The following is a 17,590-nucleotide window of genomic DNA, read 5'->3' as shown; positions in this document are numbered from 1 at the left end:
GTTTGCGTCTTCAGGATCGGAACAGGCGGGAGTACTGGGTTTCGTGGCGCGCGCTGAGGATGGCGAGCAGGGGCGTGAAGGCTTGGCGGTCCTCGTCGCCCAGCGCCATCGCGTGGGCCACGGCGGCGGGGATGTCGGCCACCAGGCGCGCCAGCATGCGCTGGCCCGCGCTCTGGCCCAGCGGCACCGACTTGATGGCCGCCTGCACCATGTTCTCGGCCCAGCCGAAGGCGAAGCCGGCCAGGCTGTCGGCCAGGGCAGCGCCTGAGGCTGCGGCGGCGCAGGCCATGGCGACCGGGTAGGCGGGCGGCTGCAGGTCGGCGGCCTGCAGGCGTTGCAGCACATCGCCCCCGAGCGCACCGAGCGACTGCGCCCAGGCCTGCAGCGAGCGGCCCATCTGCTCGGTCTGCAGGCGGAACTCCTGCGTCTCGCGGGTGGCCAGCACCCATTCATTGAGCGCGCGGATTCGGGCCAGATCATCCGCGCGCCAGGCGGGAATGGCCTGTGCCACCACCGCCAGGTCGCTGCGAGCGAGCGAGAGCTGCAGCTGGTCGGTGAGCCAGCCGGCGGCGCTGGCCTCGTCGTGCACCAGCCCGGCGTCCACCGCCGCTTCCAGTCCTTCGGAATAAGAGAAGCCGCCAACCGGCAGGGCCGGCGAGGCGAGCCAGAGCGTGTGCAGCAGGCCCGCCGCCACGCTGGCCGGTGCGTCAGCCGTGGTCGTGGGCATGCGCGGGGTGGTGGCCGTGACCATGGTCGTGTCCATGGTGATCGTGGCCATGGCTGTGGCCGTGGTCACCGCCCTGGTGGTGGCCGTGTCCATGGCCCGCTGCGTAGGCGCCGCCCTCGGGCTCGAAAGACTCGCGCACCTCGGCCACGTTCAGGTGCATGGCGCGCAGCATGTCGGCCAGCACATGGTCGGGTTCGATCTTCAGGTGGTCGGGCCGCAGCTCGATGGGCACGTGGCGGTTGCCCAGGTGGTAGGCCGCGCGCATCAGGTCAAAGGCAGAGTCGTGGTCATGGCCGTGGTGGTGGTCGGTGCAGGCGGTGATGCGCAGCACCGGTTGCGGTGCGGCCACCACTCGCAGCAGCGAACCGTCCTGCGTGATCAGCACGTCACCCCCGCGCACCACGGTGCCGCGCGGCAGGAACACGCCGACACGGCGACCGTCCGACGACTCGGCGTCGAAGCGGCTTTTCTGGCGCACATCCCAGTCCAGCGTGACGGTGGCGGCGCGGCGCACCAGCACCGGTGCCAGCCCCTTGCCCTGGGGGACGAGTTTGGAGACTTGAAGCATGGAACTTCCCTGTTTTGCTATCAAAACAGGAAGTATCGCTGCGCCATCGGAAGTTTGCTGGCGGGCTCGCAGGTCAGCAGGACGCCGTCGGCGCGCACGGTGTAGCGCTGCGGGTCGATCTCCATCACCGGCAGGTAGCTGTTGTGCACCATGCTCGCCTTGGTCACGCCACGGCAGTGCTGCACCGCCACGGTGGTCTTGGCCAGACCGTAGCGCTGGGCGACGCCCGCTGCCTGCGCGGCCTGCGACACGAAGCTCAGGCTGCCTCTGGCGAGCGCGCTGCCCAGGGCGCCGAACTGCGGGCGGTAGTGCACCGGCTGCGGTGTGGGGATGGAGGCGTTCGGGTCGCCCATGGCGGCCAGGGCGATGCTGCCGCCCTTGAGCACCAGCGCCGGCTTGACGCCGAAGAAGGCCGGCTTCCAGATCACCAGATCGGCCCACTTGCCGACTTCGAGCGAGCCGACGATGTGCGAGATGCCGTGCGCGATGGCGGGGTTGATCGTGTACTTGGCGATGTAGCGCCTGACACGGAAGTTGTCGTTGCGGCTGCTGTCTTCCGGCAACGAGCCGCGCTGCGACTTCATCTTGTCAGCCGTCTGCCAGGTGCGGATCACCACCTCGCCCACGCGCCCCATGGCCTGGCTGTCGCTGCTCATGATGCTGATCGCGCCCAGGTCGTGCAGGATGTCCTCGGCCGCAATCGTCTCGCGGCGGATGCGGCTTTCGGCAAAGGCCAGGTCCTCGGGAATTGACGCGTCCAGGTGGTGGCAGACCATCAGCATGTCGACGTGTTCGTCGAGCGTGTTGACGGTGTAGGGCATGGTCGGGTTGGTGGACGAGGGCAGGAAGTTGGCCTCGCCGACCACGCGGATGATGTCGGGCGCGTGGCCGCCGCCCGCGCCTTCGGTGTGGAAGGCGCACAGCGTGCGGCCCTTGGTGGCCGCGATGGTGTCTTCCACAAAGCCCGACTCGTTGAGCGTGTCGGAGTGGATCGCGACCTGCGTATCGGTTTCTTCGGCCACGTCCAGGCAGTTGCTGATGGCGCTGGGCGTCGTGCCCCAGTCTTCGTGCAGCTTGAGGCCGATCACGCCGGCGTCGATCTGCTCGCGCAGCGGGGCCGGCCGGCTGGCGTTGCCCTTGCCCAGGAAGCCGATGTTCATCGGCAGGCCGTCGGCCGCCTGCAGCATGCGTTCGATGTGCCAGGGGCCGGGCGTGCAGGTGGTGGCGAAGGTGCCGGTGGCCGGGCCGGTGCCGCCGCCGAGCATGGTGGTCACGCCCGAGGCCAGGGCCTCGTCCACCTGCTGCGGGCAGATGAAGTGGATGTGGCTGTCGATGCCACCGGCGGTGACGATGTTCCCCTCGCAGCTGATGATCTCGGTGCCGGCACCGATGACGATGTCCACACCGGGTTGCGTGTCCGGGTTGCCGGCTTTGCCGATGGCGACGATGCGGCCGTCCTTGAGGCCGATGTCGGCCTTGACGATGCCCCAGTGGTCGACGATGAGGGCATTGGTCAGCACCGTGTCCACCGCGCCCTCGGCGCGCGTGCGTTGCGATTGCGCCATGCCGTCGCGGATGGTCTTGCCACCGCCGAATTTCACTTCTTCTCCGTAGCCGCCCGCGGCCAGGGTGAAGTCCTTCTCGACCTCGATGATCAGGCCGGTGTCGGCCAGGCGCACGCGGTCGCCGACGGTGGGGCCGAACATGTCGGCATAGGCGCGTTTGGGAATGCTGGCCATGGAATTACCTGGATGCTGTCCGGGCACGGGCTTGAACGGAGGACCGGCATGCGGTAACCGAAGTTCACAACCGTATCTTTTTCGTGCGAGCCGTGCCGGCGGTTGATGTTCCAATGTTTGGGTTTTGGGCCTGCAGTCTTGAGCATGAACCGTGCCAGTGCGGTGGAGGCGTGAGGGGGCAGACGGATGTGGTGGCAGTCAGCAAGCGAGCGTGAGATGGCATTGAGAAACGGTGAGCGGTCCGGGGTTGCGAGGTCGATGGCCTGTGGTTGGGCTGTGGCGGCGCTGTTGCTGGCGATGGGTGTGACCGGTTGCGGAGGCAGCCAGGCCACCGACGAGGGATCAGGGTTGTCCGAGGCCTCCAGGGGCGCCGATGCGGAGGACGCCCCTGGGACCGATCCCTGGCTCAAGTCCGCGGAGTTGAATGCGGCCGAGGTGCAGCAACCGGATGCGGTTGTCGCAGATGCCGCGGGCCCCTTGACGAACATCGTCGCCAAAGCCGTGACGCCGGTGAACGTGTACCGCTTCTACAACCGCAACAGCGGTGCCCACTTCTACACGGCCAGTGCCACCGAGCGGGACCGGGTGATCGCCACCGTGCCCAACCTCGTGTACGAGGGCCAGGCCTTCCAGGCCAGCGGCACCGCTGACGCCGCCCTGAGTCCGGTGTACCGGTTCTTCAATGGCCAGACCGGTGTTCACTTCTACACCATCAGCCAGTCTGAGCGCGACCACATCATCGCCACCCTGCCCCAGTTCACCTACGAGGGCGTGGCCTACCACGCCCGGACGGCGGCGGGCACAGGCTTCCGGCCGCTCTACCGCTTCTACGTCGCCAACCGTGGCTTTCACTTTTTCACGACCAGCTCGTCGGAGGCCGGCCAGGTGATCGCCTCCCTGCCGCAATACCGGTACGAAGGCGTTGCCTACTACGTGGTGGGGCAGGCCGATGCCCAGCCACCTGCGGGCGTGGGCTACCAAGGCAACCCGGTGCCCGTGCCGCCGGACGGCGCGGCGGTGGACACCAGCCAGCCCGATCGCGTGATCGGCAGCGGCACCCCTGCAAGCTGCACCGGGCAGGCGGTGGTGGACGCGGTGGCCCTGGGCGGCAAGATCCGGTTCAACTGCGGGCCGAACCTGGTCACCATCACGCTGCCGAGCACGGCCAAGGTGTTCAACAACCGGCCCGACGTCACGCTCGACGGCGGCGGTCTGGTGACGCTCAGCGGCGGCGACAGCGTGCGCATCCTCTACCAGAACACCTGCGACCCGGCCCAGGTCTGGACCACCTCGCACTGCAACAACCAGGAGACGCCGCGGCTGACGGTGCAGAACATCGGCTTCACGCAGGGCAACTCCACCGGCCAGCTCACCGACGGGGGCGGCGGTGGGGCCATCTTCGTGCGCGGGGGGCAGTTCAAGATCGTCAACAGCGTCTTCACCCGCAACCGCTGCGAGACGACCGGCCCCGACATGGGCGGCGGCGCCGTGCGGGTGCTCAGCATCTACCAGAACCGGCCGGTCTATGTGGTCGGCAGCACCTTCGGCGGGGGGCTGGGCCTGGGCAACAGCTGCTCGAACGGCGGGGCGCTCAGCAGCATCGGCGTGTCCTACAGCGTCTACAACAGCCTGCTCACGCACAACTCGGCGGTGGGCAACGGCGCCAATCCGGCCCGGGCCGGCACCCCCGGCGGCGGCAGTGGCGGCGCCATCTACAACGACGGCAACAGCTTCACGCTGTCGGTCTACGGCAGCATGGTCAGCGACAACTACGGTACCGAGGGCGGCAGCGCGGTGTTCTATGTGAGCAACGACCGCAGCGGCCTCATGACGCTGTCCAACTCGGTGTTCGTGCGCAACCCGGCCACACGTTTCGGCACCGCCGGGCTGCCGGGTTTCTTTGTGCTGGCCGCGCCCGGCCAGCCGGTGGTGACGAGCACCACCATTTCGCACTGAGGCTCAGACCAGCGGACCCTGGATCAGGCCGCGGAAGCCGTACACGACACGGTCGCCCGCGAAATCCACCAGCTCCACCGTGCGCTGCTGGCCCGGCTCGAAGCGCACCGCGGTGCCGCTGGCGATGTTCAGGCGCTTGCCCTGCGCGGCGGCGCGGTCGAAGGACAGGGCCGCATTGGTCTCGGCAAAGTGGTAGTGCGAACCGACCTGCACCGGGCGGTTGGCGGTGTTTTGCACCACCAGGGTCAGCGTGGCGCGGCCGGGGTTGAGGGCGTGTTCGCCCTCGTCGATCAGGTATTCGCCGGGGGTCATGGCGCGGTGCTCAGAGTTGGGCAAACAGGTACAGGCCGGCGCCGCCGAGCGCTGCGCCCAGGCCCCCCCAGGGCCACGCCCCGGCGTTCGCTGAACAGGCGCCGGACAGCCAGACCCACGCCCACGCCACCGATGTGCAGGGCGGCGGTGGTGAGCAGGAAGCCCGAGGCGTAGCCGGCGAAGCCGGTGGCGGGCGTCTCCGAGCCGTGGGCGATGCCGTGCAGCGCGGACGCCATGGCGATCAGCCCCAGGCCCACGGCCGGCGGCAGGGGCCGGGTGGCGATGGCCAGCATCAGCCCGAACAGCACCACCGACAGCGCGACACCCTGTTCCAGATAGGGCAGGGTCAGGCCCATGGTGCCGGCCAAGGCGCTGAGTACCAGCGCCAGCAGGAAGGTCGCGGGGCCTTGCCAGGCCTTGCCCGCCGGCAGGGCCGAGACCGACCACACGCCCACGGCCACCATGGCCAACAGGTGGTCCAGGCCGAAGGGGTGGGCCAGGCCTTCCATCAGGCTGCTGGTGCCGTGGCCGGTGTGGGCCTGGGCGGCGAGGGCGGTGGTGGCCAGTGCGGCGGATAAAAGGGTCTTGACGATTCGTTTCATGGGAACCTCTGCAAGTGCGTTGGAGCGAAATGTCTGATTCAAGGGCGCCGCGGAACCGGCTTTGCCGGGCCGCCAGCGCCGCCCCCTGGGGGGTGACGCGCGCAGCGCGGCGCGGGGGGGTCAACTGATCGGAGTGTGAACGGTGACCAGCTTCGTGCCGTCCGGGAAGGTGGCTTCGACCTGGATGTCGGGAATCATCTCGGGCACGCCCTCCATCACGTCGTCGCGCGTGAGCACGGTGCGGCCTTCGCTCATCAACTGGGCGACGGTCTTGCCGTCGCGGGCCCCTTCCATCACGGCGGCGCTGATCAGGGCCACGGCTTCCGGGTAGTTCAGCTTGAGGCCCCGCGCCTTGCGCCGCTCGGCCAGCAGGGCGGCGGTGAAGATCAGCAGCTTGTCTTTTTCTCTCGGGGTCAGTTCCATGGCGGGTCTCGGATGATCTGAAAGAGGGTTGAGCAAAACCCGTGCCCTGGTGGCTGGTGGCATGAAAGCTGCGAAATCCTGCAGGTGAACGTCCAGCCTGATCCAGCCCCACCCCAGCGCATCATCAAGGTGCGCCGCGACTACAACAGCTGGGTCGGCCGCGAGACCATGGAGGACTACGCGCTGCGCTTTACGCCGCAGCGCTTCCGCCAGTGGAGCGAATGGCGGGTGGCGAACACGGCGTTCGGCGCGGCCTCGTTCCTGATCCTCGAAGCGGTGGGCGCCACCCTGCTGGTGCAGTACGGCTTTGTCAACGCCTTCTGGGCCATCCTCGCCACCGGGCTGATCATCTTCCTGGCCGGCCTGCCGATCAGCGTCTATGCCGCGCGCTACGGCGTCGACATGGACCTGCTCACCCGCGGTGCCGGCTTCGGCTACATCGGCTCGACCATCACCTCGCTGATCTACGCCAGTTTCACCTTCATCTTCTTTGCGCTGGAGGCGGCGGTGATGGCCTACGCGCTGGACCTGGCGCTGGACATCCCGCCCGCCTGGGGCTACCTGATCTGCGCCCTGGTGGTGATTCCGCTGGTGACCTACGGCGTGTCCATCATCAGCCGCTTCCAGGTCTGGACCCAGCCGCTGTGGCTGGTGATGATGGTCGTGCCCTTCGTGGCGGTCTGGGCGCTCGATCCGGGTGCGTTTTCCAATGTGGTGCATTACGGGGGCGAAACTGGTGCAGGCCGGGTGTTTGACTGGCACCTGTTTGGTGCGGCGCTGACGGTGGGCATCGCGCTCATCACGCAGATGGGCGAGCAGGCCGACTACCTGCGTTTCATGCCCGCGCGGCAGCCGGGCAAGCCCCTGCGCTGGTGGGCCGGCGTGCTGGCCGGCGGGCCGGGCTGGGTGCTGCTGGGTGTGCTCAAGATGCTGGGCGGCGCGCTCCTGGCCTACCTGGCGATCAGTCATATGGTGCCCACCGACCGCGCGGTCGACCCGAACCAGATGTACCTCGCGGCCTACGAGTACGTGTTCCCGAACTACGGCTGGGCGGTGGCGGCGACGGCGCTGTTCGTCGTGGTCTCGCAACTCAAGATCAACGTCACCAACGCCTACGCCGGCTCGCTGGCCTGGAGCAACTTCTTCTCGCGCCTGACCCACAGCCACCCCGGCCGCGTGGTCTGGGTGGTGTTCAACACGCTGATCGCTTTCATGCTGATGGAGATGGAGGTGTTCCGCGCGCTGGGCGAGGTGCTTGGGCTCTACAGCAACATCGCCATCGCCTGGATCATGGCGGTGGTGGCCGACCTGGTGATCAACAAGCCGCTGGGCTGGAGCCCCAAAGGCATCGAGTTCAAGCGCGCGCACCTCTACGACATCAACCCGGTGGGCGTGGGCGCCATGGGACTGGCCTCGGTGCTGTCGATCGCGGCGCACATGGGCCTGATGGGCGCGGGCGCGCAGGCCTTCTCGGCCGTGATCGCGATGGTGACGGCGCTGGTGACGGCGCCGCTGATCGCGTGGGCGACCAAGGGACGCTACTACCTAGCGCGAAAAGAAGACACCGGCACCTACCAACGCCTGTCCGTTCAGCGGTGTTCGATTTGTGAACGCGACTACGAAGGCCCCGACATGGCCCACTGTCCCGCCTACCAGGGCCCCATCTGCTCGCTCTGCTGCACACTGGACGCGCGCTGCGGCGACCTGTGCAAGCCGCACGCGCGGCTGTCGGTGCAGTGGCAGTCGGCGCTGCGCACGGTGCTGCCGCAGCGCGTCTGGCCTTATCTGGAAGCTGGTCTCGCGCACTACCTGCTGCTGATGCTGGTGATCGCGCCGGTGCTGGCGGCCGTGCTCGGGCTGCTGTACCGCCAGCAGGTCGAGGGACTGGACCAGGGCATCGCCGCGGTGGGCGATGTGGGCTTGCTCGACGCCGCGCTGCGCTCGGGTTTCCTGCGGGTCTACGCGGTGCTGCTGCTGATCGCGGCCACGGTGGCCTGGTGGCTGGTGCTGGCGCACAAGAGCCGCGAGGTCGCGCAGGAGGAATCCAACCGCCAGACGCGGCTGCTGATGCAGGAGATCGAATCGCACCGCCGCACCGATGAGCAGCTACAGCGTGCGCGCGAGGTCGCCGATCAGGCCAACCAGGCCAAGAGCCGCTACATCAGCACCATCAGCCACGAGCTGCGCACGCCGCTCAACAGCATCCTCGGCTACGCCCAGCTGCTGCAGGAAGACCGCGAGCTGGCGCCGCACCGCGCGCAGGCGATCCGCGTGATCCACCGCGGCGGCGAGCACCTGCTCTCGCTGATCGAGGGCACGCTGGACATCGCGCGCATCGAGTCGGGCAAGCTGCAGCTGGACGTGAAGCCCATGGCCTTCGCCGACACGGTGCGCGAGGTGGCCAGCATGTTCGAGCTGCAGGCGGCGGCCAAGGGCCTGCGCTTCGTGTTCGAGCCGGGGCCCCGTCTGCCCGAGGCGGTGCGCGCCGACGAGAAGCGGCTGCGCCAGATCCTCATCAACCTGCTGGGCAACGCGGTGAAGTTCACGCGCGCGGGCGAGGTGCGGCTGAAGGTGTCCCATGCGCGCGAGATGGCGGTGTTCGAGGTCAGCGACACCGGGCCGGGCATGACCACCGCCGAGCTGGACCGCGTGTTCGAGCCCTTCGCGCGCGGGCAGCAGGCCGAGGGCGGCTCGGCGGCGGCGGGCGGCGGCACCGGTCTGGGCCTGACGATTGCCAAGATGCTGACCGACCTGATGGGCGGCGAGATGACGGTGCGCAGTGCGCCGGGCCAGGGCACGGTGTTCAGCGTGCGCCTGTTCCTGCCGGCGCTGCACGGCGCGGCCACGCGCCCGGCCGCGGTGGCGGCGCCTGTGACCGGTTACGAGGGCCCGCGCCGGCGCGTGCTGGTGGTGGACAACGAAGAGAGCGACCGCGAGCTGATCGCGCGCTGGCTGCAGCCGCTGGGCTTCGAGGTGCTGATGGCCACCAGCGGCCACGACGCGCTGGCCCTGCTCGACGGCGTGGCGCCGGGCAGCGAACGCGCGCCGCACGCGGTCTTCATGGACCTGGCCATGCCCGGCATCGACGGCTGGGAGACGCTGCGCCGGTTGCGCGCCGCGGGCTGGTCGTCGGTACCGATGGCCGTGGTCTCGGCCAACGCGTTCGACAAGGGGCTGCAGGCCGACGCCGCCGACGGCCGCCCCGCCGACCAGGCCTTCTTCGTCAAGCCGGTGCGGCGCGACGACCTCACCGGCTGGCTGCAGCAGCAGCTGGGCCTGCGCTGGGTGCACGCGCCGGTGGCGGCCGAGGCCCCGCCCACCGTGACCACGCCCGCCGCTGTGGCGCCGCCACCCGCCGCACACGACTTCTCGCCGCTGCTGGAGCTGGTGCGCCTGGGCTACGCCAAGGGCGTGATGCGCTGGCTCGACCACTGGGTGGCCGACCACCCCGAGCAGGCGGCGTTTGCCGATACGCTGCGCGCCCTGGCGCGCGAGTTCCGCTTTGAGGCCATCGAACAGCGCCTGCTGCCGCTGGGCGCGGGCCAGGCTTCTTCCGACCGCACCGCATGATCCGCTCGCCCGACCACCCCTCCCCCGACGCCCCGCTGGCCGCCGAACCCGGTGCGGTGGTGCTGATCGTCGACGACGTGCCCGACAACGTCGCGCCGCTGCACGACGCGCTGGACGACGCCGGCTACACCGTGCTGGTGGCGCTGGACGGCGAGGCCGCGATCCGCCGTGCGCGCCAGGCCCTGCCCGACGTGGTGCTGCTGGACGCGGTGATGCCCGGTCTCGACGGCTTCGAGGTGGCGCGCTGCCTCAAGGCCGACCCGGCGACGGCGCACATCCCCATCCTGTTCATGACGGGACTGACCGAGACCGAGCACCTGGTGGCCGCACTGGAGGCGGGCGGTGTGGACTATGTCACCAAGCCGATCAAGCCGCGCGAGGTGATGGCGCGCATGGGCGTGCACCTGCGCCAGTCGCGCCAGAGCCGCCAGGGCGCGCTCGAACGCAGCCAGGCGCGCAACGCGCTCGACGCCTTCGGCTACGCCACCATCACCGTGCGCGCGCGCGACGGCCGCCTGATGTGGCAGACGCCGCTGGCGCGCGACCTGCTGCAGCGCTACTTCGGCACCGAGTCGCCGGTCACACCCGCGCCGGTGCTGGAGTGGCTCGATCGCCTGTTGCGCCTGCTGCCCGAGTTCGCTGCGCCGCCCGCGCCGGGCCAGCCACTGCGCGAGCCGCCGCGCCTGACCATCGACCAGGGGCCGCGCCGCCTGAGCTTCCGCCTGCACCAGCAGATCGGCGACGAGGACGAAGCCCAGGGCGAACCGGGCGACTGGCTGATCGTGATGCAGGAAACCTCGGACGCCGCCGTGCTCGAAGCCCTGGCCCAGGCCTTCGGCCTCACCGCGCGCGAGGCCGAGGTGCTGTACTGGGTGGTCAAGGGCAAGATCAACCGCGACATCGGCGACATCCTCGGGTCGAGCCCGGCGACGGCGAAGAAGCACCTGGAGCGCATCCACGCCAAGCTGGGCGTGGAGACGCGCACCGCGGCGGCGGCGATGGCGATCAACCGGGTGCCGTTGCTCCAGCCGCGTGGAGGGTAAGCCTGAGGTCAAGAACACCGGCGAACTATCATCGCCCGCAGTTGAACAGGAGGCGTCTACACCTGGCGAGCTCCGACTTCGGGAGCCGCACTTGTCCTCACTGCCAGAAAACGCCTTTCTTCCTCCGAACTTGAAAGACTCGCCAGAGCGGTTCGGCTGGATGGCGCGCCGCAACAGCCTGTTTGCCCAAGCCACGGATGCAGAAAAAAGGGTGCTAGTAAATCTGGCTGAATGGCACGGCAGGCAGCGTTTTGAGCTGCTCAGGAAGCCCAACGTGTTTTCCCAAAGCGCCCTGCTGCTGTGGAACCGTAAGTACTTTGGCTGGATGTACGAGCAGAAGCACGGAGTCCCTGCACCTCAACCCGGTTTGAACATTCTCGCCATGGGGAGGGTGGCAAAGCTACTAGCGTGGGGCGATACGCGTCTGGCTGCGTGGCAACGAACCCGTTTTTTAAGGCGGCTCCACCGGCTTTTGGATGCTCAGCAGCAAGCCGATGTGATGCTGGGCGTTTTGTATTTCTTCCGGTCGTTGCGGATATCCATCGAGCCAGATAACAAAGGTGCGTTTGAAAAAGATCAATTCGACTTAATGGCGGTTTGCCTGAAAAGTCGCGGGACACCTGCGCAACACTTGCTCGAGAGGTTGTTGGCACTCATTCTTCTGGAAAAGGCGACAGGCCACTCACACCAATTGCACCCCTGCTTCAACGATCTCAAGGGGCATGTCTGGCCCCTTTTGTTGCGGTGCGCAGAGGACGATGTTGAGCAAGCAGCAAAGGTGATCGATGAATACTGGACGCGAGGTCCCAATCGTCATGAGAAGGCGTTGTCCAGCGTCTACAAGAGCGATCCGGAGTCAACGTTTCGGCTGGCATTGAAGTTGAAGGAGAAGCGCAAGCTGTTTGCAGAAGAGATGTTGCGCGAATCGATTGACGCAGCCGACCGGTCTATCCAGGATGCACCTCACGAAGCGCGCGGGGCGCTCCGGACCTTCTTGGACGGTGCATGCCAGCATTTGTCCGAATGGGTTCTTCGCGAGGGCGTGGACGAGGACATGCCGAGCGCTTTTTCGTCCTTGGAGATCCTGCTTCGTTGTGGCAATCCCAGCGATGCCTACTGGCAGGAGGTGTTGACCGCATATCGGAATCTGCTGCTTGGGCCCGGTGGTGCAGCCGTCCATGACCGGTGCTCAGCGCTGACACATCTTGCGTACTACGCCGAGCGCGGCAGTCCGCTTCGCACCGAAGCGATTGGGTTGTTCCGCGACTGTGTGAACGATCGGCTCAAAGACCATGTTCCACAGGCATGGTGGATGGGATCAACACTGGATTTTTCTTTTTCCCTGAGGATTCTGGTTCCAGGTCCTTATTGGGACGGTAATCGTCGTTTTGTCTGCGAGCCTGACCTTGAGTTGCTCGGGGTTCTGGAGGAATGTCTGGATCTACACCGGCAGCGCCTGTTGTCGGAGATACCGGCTGCAGATGTTCCCATGCTGGTCGGGTATGCGGCAAGTCTGAGCTTTGCTCCTATGGTGGAGAAGTACCACGCCGAACTTTTGAAGGTGTTCAACACTTATGCGCAGTCTTTTCCCGTTGAGGCGGGAAAGGCGCTCAAGGAACTGATTCAGTACTTGGGCTACACGCCGGATGAAAGCAACCGCGATAAGAGACAACTTTGCCAAACCACGTTTGATGCGCTGATCGTTCAGCTTGAGTGCATATCGCCTGCTGATGCGGTTGTTGCCCGGAGCGGGATTGGCTGGAGGCCGGGCTTGGGCATTTGAGCGCGGTTCTGCTCAGAGCGGCTTCGTTGTGGAGCTGTCGGCTTCTGTTCCGAAGCGGTACTCGGTGCGCGCCAGGTAAGGCTGGCCCACCGCCACGCGCATGAGCGGGAACGACGGGCAGTTCACCGCGTTGGGGTACTGCTGCGGCTCCAGGCACAGGCCCGCGCGCGGGCGGTGCACCACGCCGCTTTTGCCGATGTCCGGTGTGGCGCCGGTGCCCAGTGCGCCTGCGGTGTAGACCTGCATCACGGGTTCGGTGGTCCACACGTCGAGCGTGCGGCCCGAGGCCGGGCTGTGGGCCTGGGCCACGCATCGCAGACCGCCGTTCGGTGATCCGGCGAGTTCATAGGCGTGGTCGATGTCGGGCAGGTTGCCCAGCCTCCGCGGCTGGCGCAGGTCCAGCGGATGGCCGTTTAGTGGCGTGCGTTCGCCGGTGGCCACGTTGTCGGCGTCCGCGGCGAGCAGCCGGTCGGCGAACACCTGCAGGTGGTGGTCGTCGATGAGGCGCTCGCCTGGCCCGTCGAGGTTGAAGAAGATGTGCGGCGTGAAGCTGGCGGGCGAGTCCGGGCTGGCGTTGCAGACCGCCACTGCCTCGTGCTCCACCACCAGGGTGGGGCCGTCGATGAGGCGGTAGTTCAGCGTGAGGTCGAGGATGCCCGGGTGTCCGTCGACCGAGGGTTCGAAACGCAGGCGCAGCGTGAGCGCGTCGGGCGTGTCCTGGTGGGCCGAGAACACGCGGTGGCGCGATCCGCGCGGGCCGCCGTGGATGCTGTGCGGGCCGGCGTTCGGCTCCAGCGCATAGGCCGTGCCGTCCAGCGTGTAGCGCGCCTGTGCGATGCGGCCGGCGACGCGGCCGATGAAAGCGCCCATGGACGGGGCGCCGGCCTGCAGCGCGGCCAGGCTGTCGTAGCCCAGCGCCACATCGCCCAGTGCGCCGTCGCGGTCGGGGACCAGGATCTGCAGCACCTTGGCACCCAGGTTGCAGACGGCCACTTCCATGCCACTGGCATGGCGCAGGCGGAACAGGGCGACCGGCTCGCCGCCGACTTCGCCGAAAAAACGTTGCGGGTTCAGAGGGGTGTGCGCTGCCATCGTGGCAGTGTAGTCAGAGCCGCTGACCAACCTCGGCCGACGCACGTGTCCACGCCCGCGCCTGCTCGCTCAGCGACAGGCCCAGGCCCGGCCACGTGGGCACGAGCATGCGGCCGTTCGCGATCTCGATGCGCTCGTTGAACAGCGGCTCCAGCCACTCGAAGTGCTCGACCCAGGGCTCGGTCGGGTAGGCCGCGGCCAGGTGCACGTGCAGCTCCATCGCGAAGTGCGGCGCCAGCATCAGGCCGGCGTGCTGCGCCAGGCCGGCCACCTTCAGGAAGGGCGTGATGCCGCCCACGCGCGGGCCATCGGGCATCAGGTAGTCGGCCGCGCGGTGGCGGATCAGGTCCCAGTGCTCGCCGGCGCTGGTCAGCATCTCGCCGGTGGCAATCGGGGTGTCGAACTGCTGCGCCAGCGCCGCGTGGCCCTCGTGGTCGTAGGCGTCCAGCGGCTCCTCGATCCAGACCAGGTTGAAGCCTTCGAGCGCGCGGCACATGCGCTGCGCGGTGGGCCGGTCCCACTGCTGGTTGGCGTCCACCATCAGCGGCACGCCGTCGCCCAGGTGCTCGCGCACGGCCTGCACGCGCTGCATGTCGATGCGGCCGTCGGGCTGGCCGACCTTGAGCTTGATGCCGCCGATGCCGCGCGCCACCGAGGCCGCGGCGTTCACCTTCAGCTGGTCGATGGGCGTGTGCAGGAAGCCGCCCGAGGTGTTGTAGCAGCGCACCGACTCGCGGTGCGCGCCCAGCAGCTTGGCCAGCGACAGGTTCGCGCGCCGGGCTTTTGTGTCCCACAGCGCCACGTCGAAGGCGCCGATGGCCTGGGTGGACAGGCCGCTGCGCCCCACCGACGCGCCGGCCCAGCACAGCTTGTCCCACAGGCGCGCGATGTCGTTCGGGTCTTCGCCGATCAGGTTCGGCGCGATCTCCTGCGCGTGCGCGAACTGGCCCGGCCCACCGGCCCGCTTGCTGTAGCTCAGGCCCAGGCCCTCGTGGCCTTGCGCCGTCTGCAGCTCGACGAACAGCATCGCGATTTCGGTCATCGGCTTCTGCCGCCCGGTCAGCACCTTGGCGTCGCTGATCGGTGTGGCCAGGGGCAGATAACAGGAGGAGATGCGCATCCAGACGATGCGGTCGGCGGTGGTGCTCATGCGGCCTTCGGCTCCGTGCTCACTGCGGCTTGATGCCGGCGGTCTTGATCACCTTGACCCAGCGCTGCAGTTCGCTGGCGACAAAGTCCGAATAGGGCTTGGAGCCTTGCACCGGCACCACGAAGCCGTTGCCCTCCAGCTTCTGCTTGATCGCGGGCGAGGACATCACTTCCTTGAACGCGGCTTCGAGCCTGGCCACGATGGGCGCGGGCGTGCCCTTGGCCACCGACATGCCTGACCAGGACAGCGCCTCGAAGCCGGGGTAGCCGGATTCGGCGACGGTGGGCACGTCGGGGTAGAGGCTGTTGCGCTGCAGGCTGGAGACCGCCAGCGGGCGCAGCTTGCCGGCCTTGATGTGGGGCAGGGCCACGTCCTGGTTGATGAACATCATCGGGATCTCGTTGCCCAGCAGCGCCGTCATCATGGGGCCGCCGCCGCGGTAGGGGATGCCGGTCATGAAGATGCCCGCGGTCTGCTTGAACAGCTCCATCGCCATGTGGCCCGAGGCCGCGTGGGTGTAGCCGTAGTCCAGCTTGCCGGGGTTGGCCTTGGCGGCCTTCACCAGGTCGGCCAGGGTCTTGTAGGGCTGGCTGGCGTTGACCACCAGCACGTTGGGGCCGCTGTGCACGTGGCTGATGTGGATGAAGTCCTTGACCGAGTCGTACTTGAGGTTGGGGTCCAGGCCGTGCGCCACGGCGTTCTGGCCCACGCCGGTCTGGATGATGGTGTAGCCGTCGGCCGGCGCCTTGACGCCGCGCTCGGTGCCGATGACGCCGCCGGCGCCGCCCACGTTCTCGACCACCACCGGCTGGCCCAGCACCTTGGCCAGCGGGTCGGCCACCATGCGGCCCATCACGTCGGACGTGCCGCCGGGCGGAAAGGCCACGATGATCTTGATGGGCTTGTTCGGGTAGTCGCTCTGCGCGAAGGCGCCCAGGGGCAGGGCGGCCAGGGTGGACGCGGCAATCAGGTGTCGGCGCTGGATCATGGTTTGTCTCCGTGGTGGTTGGAAAAGGGACCGGTCGAACTGCCGGCTATGTGGGTGCTTCAGGTGATGGGTGCGGGGTTGAAGAGGACCAGGTCGTTGTGCAGGCCCCACTTCTCGGCCCAGGTCTTCTCGCCGCTGGCGACGGCCAGCATGCGGTGGAACAGTTCCCAGCCGAGCTCGTCGATGCTGGCCTCGCCGCTGGCGATGCGGCCTGCGTTCACGTCCATCAGGTCGTGCCAGCGGCGCGCCAGGTCGTTGCGTGTGGCCACCTTGATCACCGGGCATTCGGCCAGGCCGTAGGGCGTGCCGCGGCCGGTGGTGAAGACATGCAGGTTCATGCCCGCGGCCAGCTGCAGGGTGCCGCAGATGAAGTCGCTGGCGGGGGTGGCGGCGAAGATCAGGCCCTTCTGCTTCACCTTCTCGCCGGGTGCGATCACGCCGTGGATGGGGCCGTTGCCGCTCTTGACGATGGAGCCCATGGCCTTCTCGACGATGTTCGACAGCCCGCCCTTCTTGTTGCCGGGCGTGGTGTTGGCGCTGCGGTCGGCCTGGCCGCGCGCCAGGTAGGCGTCGTACCAGCCGAGTTCGCGCACGATGGCGTCGGCCACTTCGGGCGTCGCCGCGCGGCGCGTGAGCTGGTCCACCGCGTCGCGCACCTCGGTGTTCTCGCTGAACATCACGGTCGCCCCGGCGCGCACCAGCAGGTCGGTCGCAAAGCCCACGGCCGGGTTGGCGGTGACGCCGGAAAAAGCGTCGCTGCCGCCGCACTGCACGCCCACCACCAGCTCACTCACCGGGCAGGTGGTTCGCTGGCGCGCGTTCAGGCGTTCCAGATGGGTCTTGGCCTGCGTGAGGATGCTGTCGATCATCGACATGAAGCCGACGTGCTTTTCATCTTGAAGGCAGACCACGTCCGGTCCCTGGCGCTCATCGCTGATCGGAATGCTGCCCGGCGGCAGGAGCCGCTCGGGCTGCAGCTTCTCGCAGCCCAGGCTGAGCACCATCACCTCGCCGCCGAAGTTGGGGTTCATCGCCAGGTTGCGCACGGTGCGGATGGGGATGATGGCATCGGGCGCGTCGATGGCCACGCCGCAGCCGTAGCTGTGCGTCAGGCCCACCACGCCGTCCACGTTGGGGTACTTCGGCAGCAGGTCTTTCCTGATGCGCTCGACGGCGAATTCGAGCACGCCGGCCACGCACTGCACCGTGGTCGTCACGGCCAGCAGGTTGCGCGTGCCCACGCTGCCATCGGCGTTGCGGTAGCCCATGAAGGTGTGACCTTCGAGCGGCGGCAGATCGGCGGGCGGTTGCGGTGCGGGCAGGCCCTGCAGCGAACGCGCCTCGGGCATCACCAGCCGCTGCTCGTTGACCCAGCCGCCCGCGGGAATGTCCACCGCGGTGTGGCCGATGACCACGTTGTAGCGCCGCACGGCGGTGCCTGCGGGCAGGTCGGTCAGCGCGACCTTGTGGCCCTGCGGCACGGCCTGCACGAGCGTGGGTCCGCCGGGCAGGGCGGTGCCGGCGGGCAGGCCACCGTCGTTGACGACCACGGCCACGTTGTCGTCGGGGTGGATGCGGATGGTGCGCGGGGTCACGGGGGCGTTCATGGTCGGCGGGCTTGTCGAAAGCGGAAAAAG

General features: G+C 68.1%; 14 protein-coding genes. 4 read left to right on the top strand and 10 right to left on the bottom strand.

Translation table 11 applies throughout. The features are described from left to right. Positions 1-10: 10 nt before the first annotated feature. Genes HFL01S_RS05105 through ureC form a run of 3 tightly spaced genes read right to left on the bottom strand, consistent with a single transcriptional unit; the run spans position 11 to position 3,034 of the window. Positions 11-778 (bottom strand): urease accessory protein UreF, encoded by a 768-nt coding sequence (locus HFL01S_RS05105; RefSeq protein WP_157538767.1) that lies wholly within the window; start codon positions 776-778, stop codon positions 11-13. Next, positions 708-1,295 (bottom strand): urease accessory protein UreE, encoded by a 588-nt coding sequence (gene ureE, locus HFL01S_RS05100; protein ID WP_066255627.1) that lies wholly within the window; start codon positions 1,293-1,295, stop codon positions 708-710. The genes HFL01S_RS05105 and ureE overlap by 71 nt, the downstream gene beginning before the upstream one ends. Positions 1,296-1,315: 20 nt before the next feature. Next, positions 1,316-3,034 carry an urease subunit alpha gene (ureC, locus tag HFL01S_RS05095; protein ID WP_066255624.1) on the bottom strand — a complete coding sequence of 573 codons (1,719 nt, stop codon included), beginning with the start codon at positions 3,032-3,034 and terminating at the stop codon, positions 1,316-1,318. 258 nt (positions 3,035-3,292) lie between these two features. Here ureC and HFL01S_RS24575 point away from each other — a divergent pair, with 258 nt between their 5' ends. Further along, positions 3,293-4,990: a hypothetical protein gene (locus HFL01S_RS24575; protein ID WP_084383099.1), complete on the top strand. Its 1,698-nt coding sequence runs from the start codon at positions 3,293-3,295 to the stop codon at positions 4,988-4,990. Between the two features lie 3 nt (positions 4,991-4,993). On the opposite strand, the gene HFL01S_RS05085 is transcribed toward HFL01S_RS24575, so the two are convergent. The 3 genes from HFL01S_RS05085 to HFL01S_RS05075 all read right to left on the bottom strand — a co-directional run bounded on the left by HFL01S_RS05085 (position 4,994) and on the right by HFL01S_RS05075 (position 6,327). Beyond that, positions 4,994-5,302 carry an urease subunit beta gene (locus tag HFL01S_RS05085; protein WP_066255622.1) on the bottom strand — a complete coding sequence of 103 codons (309 nt, stop codon included), beginning with the start codon at positions 5,300-5,302 and terminating at the stop codon, positions 4,994-4,996. Continuing rightward, on the bottom strand, positions 5,299-5,904 hold the full coding sequence (locus HFL01S_RS05080) for a HupE/UreJ family protein (protein ID WP_245644739.1): 606 nt from the start codon (positions 5,902-5,904) through the stop codon (positions 5,299-5,301). The genes HFL01S_RS05085 and HFL01S_RS05080 overlap by 4 nt, the downstream gene beginning before the upstream one ends. 120 nt (positions 5,905-6,024) lie before the next feature. Further along, positions 6,025-6,327, bottom strand: a complete 303-nt coding sequence (locus HFL01S_RS05075; RefSeq protein ID WP_066255620.1) for an urease subunit gamma — start codon at positions 6,325-6,327, stop codon at positions 6,025-6,027. A gap of 168 nt (positions 6,328-6,495) precedes the next feature. Between HFL01S_RS05075 and HFL01S_RS05070 the strand changes: the two genes are divergently transcribed. The 3 genes from HFL01S_RS05070 (at position 6,496) to HFL01S_RS05060 (ending at position 12,723) form a co-directional block, all read left to right on the top strand. Further along, positions 6,496-9,897: a hybrid sensor histidine kinase/response regulator gene (locus HFL01S_RS05070; protein ID WP_084383113.1), complete on the top strand. Its 3,402-nt coding sequence runs from the start codon at positions 6,496-6,498 to the stop codon at positions 9,895-9,897. Beyond that, complete coding sequence (locus tag HFL01S_RS05065) at positions 9,894-10,940, top strand: response regulator (protein ID WP_066255614.1); 1,047 nt, start codon at positions 9,894-9,896, stop codon at positions 10,938-10,940. Before HFL01S_RS05070 ends, HFL01S_RS05065 begins: the two co-directional genes overlap by 4 nt. A 91-nt stretch (positions 10,941-11,031) precedes the next feature. Beyond that, complete coding sequence (locus HFL01S_RS05060; RefSeq protein ID WP_157538766.1) at positions 11,032-12,723, top strand: hypothetical protein; 1,692 nt, start codon at positions 11,032-11,034, stop codon at positions 12,721-12,723. A 12-nt stretch (positions 12,724-12,735) separates the two neighbouring features. Here HFL01S_RS05060 and HFL01S_RS05055 read toward each other — a convergent pair whose 3' ends face one another. The 4 genes from HFL01S_RS05055 to garD are packed head-to-tail and all read right to left on the bottom strand — an operon-like array spanning position 12,736 to position 17,560. Next, positions 12,736-13,815, bottom strand: coding sequence for an aldose epimerase family protein (locus HFL01S_RS05055; protein WP_157538765.1), 1,080 nt, complete (start codon positions 13,813-13,815; stop codon positions 12,736-12,738). 13 nt (positions 13,816-13,828) lie between these two features. Continuing rightward, on the bottom strand, positions 13,829-14,965 hold the full coding sequence (locus HFL01S_RS05050) for an L-talarate/galactarate dehydratase (protein WP_066255608.1): 1,137 nt from the start codon (positions 14,963-14,965) through the stop codon (positions 13,829-13,831). Positions 14,966-14,984: 19 nt separating this feature from the next. Continuing rightward, a complete protein-coding gene (locus HFL01S_RS05045; protein ID WP_066255605.1) occupies positions 14,985-15,953 on the bottom strand; it encodes a Bug family tripartite tricarboxylate transporter substrate binding protein in 969 nt (322 codons plus the stop codon). Between the two features lie 59 nt (positions 15,954-16,012). Next, the gene (gene garD / locus HFL01S_RS05040) at positions 16,013-17,560 is read right to left on the bottom strand and encodes a galactarate dehydratase (protein ID WP_066255603.1); all 1,548 of its coding nucleotides are present in this window, start codon (positions 17,558-17,560) and stop codon (positions 16,013-16,015) included. Positions 17,561-17,590: the final 30 nt, after the last annotated feature.

The organism is Hydrogenophaga flava NBRC 102514 (genome assembly GCF_001571145.1).
Taxonomy (GTDB): Bacteria; Pseudomonadota; Gammaproteobacteria; order Burkholderiales; family Burkholderiaceae_C; genus Hydrogenophaga; species Hydrogenophaga flava.
Note: the sequence above shows the minus strand (reverse complement) of the source record. Positions and strands in the feature narration are given on the sequence as shown.

What these genes read in the sequence shown, in the direction of transcription:
- HFL01S_RS05105 (WP_157538767.1), bottom strand. Translation starts at nt 778, where the DNA reads ATGGCCACGATCACCATGGACACGACCATGGTCACGGCCACCACCCCG.
- ureE (WP_066255627.1), bottom strand. Translation starts at nt 1,295, where the DNA reads ATGCTTCAAGTCTCCAAACTCGTCCCCCAGGGCAAGGGGCTGGCACCG.
- ureC (WP_066255624.1), bottom strand. Translation starts at nt 3,034, where the DNA reads ATGGCCAGCATTCCCAAACGCGCCTATGCCGACATGTTCGGCCCCACC.
- HFL01S_RS24575 (WP_084383099.1), top strand. Translation starts at nt 3,293, where the DNA reads ATGGCCTGTGGTTGGGCTGTGGCGGCGCTGTTGCTGGCGATGGGTGTG.
- HFL01S_RS05085 (WP_066255622.1), bottom strand. Translation starts at nt 5,302, where the DNA reads ATGACCCCCGGCGAATACCTGATCGACGAGGGCGAACACGCCCTCAAC.
- HFL01S_RS05080 (WP_245644739.1), bottom strand. Translation starts at nt 5,904, where the DNA reads ATGAAACGAATCGTCAAGACCCTTTTATCCGCCGCACTGGCCACCACC.
- HFL01S_RS05075 (WP_066255620.1), bottom strand. Translation starts at nt 6,327, where the DNA reads ATGGAACTGACCCCGAGAGAAAAAGACAAGCTGCTGATCTTCACCGCC.
- HFL01S_RS05070 (WP_084383113.1), top strand. Translation starts at nt 6,496, where the DNA reads ATGGAGGACTACGCGCTGCGCTTTACGCCGCAGCGCTTCCGCCAGTGG.
- HFL01S_RS05065 (WP_066255614.1), top strand. Translation starts at nt 9,894, where the DNA reads ATGATCCGCTCGCCCGACCACCCCTCCCCCGACGCCCCGCTGGCCGCC.
- HFL01S_RS05055 (WP_157538765.1), bottom strand. Translation starts at nt 13,815, where the DNA reads ATGGCAGCGCACACCCCTCTGAACCCGCAACGTTTTTTCGGCGAAGTC.
- HFL01S_RS05050 (WP_066255608.1), bottom strand. Translation starts at nt 14,965, where the DNA reads ATGAGCACCACCGCCGACCGCATCGTCTGGATGCGCATCTCCTCCTGT.
- HFL01S_RS05045 (WP_066255605.1), bottom strand. Translation starts at nt 15,953, where the DNA reads ATGATCCAGCGCCGACACCTGATTGCCGCGTCCACCCTGGCCGCCCTG.
- garD (WP_066255603.1), bottom strand. Translation starts at nt 17,560, where the DNA reads ATGAACGCCCCCGTGACCCCGCGCACCATCCGCATCCACCCCGACGAC.